This is a genomic window from Rhodopirellula maiorica SM1 (assembly GCF_000346295.1).
GTDB lineage: Bacteria > Planctomycetota > Planctomycetia > Pirellulales > Pirellulaceae > Novipirellula > Novipirellula maiorica.
This window is the reverse complement of the sequence record NZ_ANOG01001101.1, coordinates 1-3,632: the sequence shown is the minus strand read 5'-3', so window position 1 is coordinate 3,632 and position 3,632 is coordinate 1. Positions and strand designations below refer to the sequence as shown.

Annotated in this window: 4 protein-coding genes; 2 read left to right on the top strand and 2 right to left on the bottom strand. The window is 54.0% G+C overall.

Annotation, left to right across the window (positions count from 1 at the left end; all coding sequences use genetic code 11):
• Positions 1 to 329 precede the first annotated feature (329 nt).
• A complete protein-coding gene (locus RMSM_RS35545) occupies positions 330 to 797 on the top strand; it encodes a hypothetical protein (protein ID WP_008709388.1) in 468 nt (155 codons plus the stop codon).
• 96 nt (positions 798 to 893) lie between these two features.
• On the opposite strand, the gene RMSM_RS35540 is transcribed toward RMSM_RS35545, so the two are convergent.
• The gene (locus RMSM_RS35540; RefSeq protein WP_008709386.1) at positions 894 to 1,967 is read right to left on the bottom strand and encodes a nucleoside hydrolase; all 1,074 of its coding nucleotides are present in this window, start codon (positions 1,965 to 1,967) and stop codon (positions 894 to 896) included.
• A 320-nt stretch (positions 1,968 to 2,287) separates the two neighbouring features.
• Here RMSM_RS35540 and RMSM_RS35535 point away from each other — a divergent pair, with 320 nt between their 5' ends.
• Positions 2,288 to 3,235, top strand: a complete 948-nt coding sequence (locus RMSM_RS35535; RefSeq protein ID WP_008709384.1) for a GGDEF domain-containing protein — start codon at positions 2,288 to 2,290, stop codon at positions 3,233 to 3,235.
• 94 nt (positions 3,236 to 3,329) lie between these two features.
• Here RMSM_RS35535 and RMSM_RS39225 read toward each other — a convergent pair whose 3' ends face one another.
• Entirely contained in the window at positions 3,330 to 3,518 is a 189-nt protein-coding gene (locus RMSM_RS39225; RefSeq protein ID WP_008709382.1) for a YqaE/Pmp3 family membrane protein, read from the bottom strand.
• Positions 3,519 to 3,632 lie beyond the last annotated feature (114 nt).

Below are 3,632 nucleotides of genomic sequence, written 5' to 3'. Positions count from 1 at the left end.
CAATTTGCGGTGCCCCGTTCGGATACGCTCCACTGATCAACCAATGGGGCCGCTGAATAATTGTCTTCGATCCCGAATCGGTCCGTCCTCGTCATTTGTCGCGTCTAGTCTATAGGTTGCGGCGGAAAAGACACGGCGATTCACGTCGTTTCCTGTCTGCAACGTCGTGTCAACGGAATGAACGCGCGCAAATGTGCAAATCATCTCAGAGTAAGTTTTTTTGGATCTCTATACACTTTCTCGCCCCAATTGTTGTGTAGCGAGGTGAAGATTGCGTTAGGATGGTCTGCGGCTTCAGCAATGGGTTGACTCGGATGCTAGGGTGCAAAATGATTCGGATATTGCAATTGGTTGCGGTGATTGGCGTTGCTGCAGGGTGTGGGCAAAGCCAGATTTACGAGCAACTTGCGGAGATGGACATTCCACAGTGGACGGAGGTCGCGTCGAGTTTGCTCGACCCCGAAACCTCGCCAACGACACCACCTAGCTACGCAGCAAAGTTTGTCTTGATCGATGTTGACAACGAAGCATGTCGAAAAACACATGGGGTCGACAGATCTGAATTGCAAAAACAAGTCTGGGCACGCGACATGTTAGACGTGACGCTTCGCGAGATTAAACCGGGAACCCATTATGATGCAGTCGTCCGTCAAATTGGCGAACCAGAGCGAGTTGCCATGGGCAAGGCGAGAGATAGCGAAGGCGTCGTCACTTATGTCTGGCTTGATGAGCAAGTGGGAATGACGATGTTGATGTTCAATCAAGATCGTTTGGCCGCAGTGCTTCCTTGTTGGTGATCCGACCACTCGGATTAAATAAAAAGCGATGCTTCGTTCAACCAGGGATGTTATGTCATTTAAGTCGTTAGAGTCGACGCCGGACGTCGTTGCTAGTCATTCGCTGACTTGGTTGCGGACCATCAGTTCATCGATTTGTTTCTCGAGTCTCTCAGGACGTCCTTTGATCGCGACGTAGCGATGCTGTTTCTTTCTGTCGGTTCTCCATTCGCTGTGTCCGTCCGAATCGATGATGACGCGGCCAGGCGGGCTGATCATCCAGTACTCGTCCTGAACGCCGCGAACGGCTAACAACACGGCTGCTTGATCATGCGCGGGTTTACCATGGTCGATTGCAGCGCCACCAAGGTACGGACGTAGTTCGAACGCGCGACGCACTGGATTGTCCGCATCACACGTCTGCAGTGACGTCCCACATCGCAGCGCAGCACCGACTTCGAAGCCTTGCCAAATGATCTCGCCAGGCCAACGATTGGTCACGCTGACGGCCGCGGCAGGGTCGAGACGAAGATTCGTTTCCGGTTTGGCCGAACGAGGGAAATGCCCTCCCATGATCACGGTCCGTTTCACCTTGGCTAGGATCAACTCTTCACCGCTGAGTGGACTGTGTTGGTCCCCTGACGAGTTGAGCAAATCTTCCAGATTGCTGAGGGCTCCGACACTGCAAATGACAACCGAATGATCGTCCGCAGCGGCGAGAGTTTCCCGGTACAGGCGGATCGCGTCGGGACATTCTTTATCCGTGGGGCAGTCGTGCGGAAACTCCGTCGCCAACGCCGGCGTGTAGGAACTCGGGTGATTCCAGGAAACCTTTGCCCCGTCCTTGTCGGTTGCGATTGGAACATCACCCCGGCCATAAAACGTATTGATTGCGTCGCTGGCGGCGGCCGAGAGTCCTGCCGCATCGGCTCGATTGGTGATCACGGCAAGTAGTTTTGCTTCGCCTCGGTCCGCCAATTCGTTCAACACCGCCAATGCACCCGCATCATCGCAATCGTCAGCCATGTCGGTGTCGAAAATAACGGGAACGGAATCCGCAGCGCTGACAGACGTCGTCGCCAAAAACAAAAGGCTCAAAAACAAAAGGCTCAAAAACAGACGGCCCAGAAACAGGCGGCCCAGAAACAGGCGGCCCAGAAACAGGCGGCAAAGTGAGGCAAGATATTTCATGGCATCAAGGTGGGGGAGAAAACGGTGGGGGGGGGCGGCACTAAAAAAATATGCAGTGTATTGGTGCTTAGACAGCATACAAGAAACGCAATCCGAACGTCGCGACAGATCCCACGAAAACTCGCTGTCCCGTTGCCCGCCAGGTTTGTAGGGATAGCTGGTTGGGCTTCAGCAGGATTGGGGGCAAAACGACCGAGTTATTTGTCGCCGACGCTGGTTTTGGACACCGAATCGGTCATGACATCGATAGGTGATTCTTGTTAAAAACGGGCCCTCGCCAATCGGAATTCCATGATCCCATTGCAAGCATTCGATCTGCCATGAAATTAAACTACAGCGAAACGTCGGCGGCACGAGTCCCAGCGGCGCGAGTACCAGGGCACGTGATGGATGGGGGGACCCTGCGGATCGAGGGTGTCTTTACCCCAGCGGGAAGTCATGCTGCAAAGAAAGCGTATCTGAGCGTTATTCGCAGCCGTGCGGACATTGGCGTCCATGCGTTTTTGTCCGAACGGACCGTGATTGGCCGAAGCCCGACTTGCACATTTCCGCTGCACGACATGAAAGTGTCCGGACGCCATGCGACCATCACACGGGTGGGGGACGGAGGGTTCGTGATCGAGGACCTAAATTCGACGAATGGGACGCGAGTCGATTCGGTCCCGCTCGTGGGTCAGAAAGTTTTAAAGGATGGAGACAAGATTTTCGTCGGCGAGACAGTGGTTCGCTTCGCATTTGCCGACGAACTCGACATTGATTATCACAGCGAAGTGGCAGCGTTGGTGGGCACTGATCCGCTCACCGATCTTCCGTCCAAACGACGGTTTGACGAAGCGTTAGAGTTTGCGTTCCAAACATCACGTCGCGGCGAGATGCCGTTGTCGGTTTTGATGATGGACATGGATGGCGTCAAACAAATCAACGACACCCATGGTCATCTTTACGGTGCCCACGTGATCGGCGAAACCGGGCGATTGATCGCAAAGGTGCTTGGCAAGGACGGTCAAGCCTGCCGATTTGGTGGCGATGAATTCAGTGCATTTTTGCCGGGGTTGAATCTGACGTCGGCATGTTCGGTCGCTGAACATATTCGAAAGACGGTGGAGTCGGCGGGAATGGAAAAAGACGGTATTCCGCTGCGCCCGACGATCAGCATCGGCGTGTCGTCGCACACTCCGGCGTTCTCCAGTTCGCTGGCACTGATCACCAGTGCGGATGACGCACTGTATCGTGCGAAAGCAAGCGGTAAAAATTGCGTCGCGTTGTGATGCTCGCCCGCCTCACACTGCCCCGTTGATGCATCACTCGCGACATGCATTTACCGTTCGCTGCTAAACGCGACGTCGCGGCGAAACCACCGGATCATTGATGATGTAATCTCGCCAATCCCGGCGGACGTGCTGCCATGATATAGACAGCGTGCAAAATGCCAGGCACGATGCCACATAGCGTCAAAAGGCAATTGATCCAAAAGTGTTTGTTGATTCCGAATTGCATATAGACCGCTGCCGGCGGCAACAGGAATGCGATCAATAATCGTATGAAGTTCATGGTGACTTCGTAGGGGGAAAAGAGGTAGCAACAACAAACCAATCATTGCCGCAAACAATGTGCCACGCGGCGGGTGCACTTCTTGATTGCCTGTTGGTTGATGTAATCACTTGA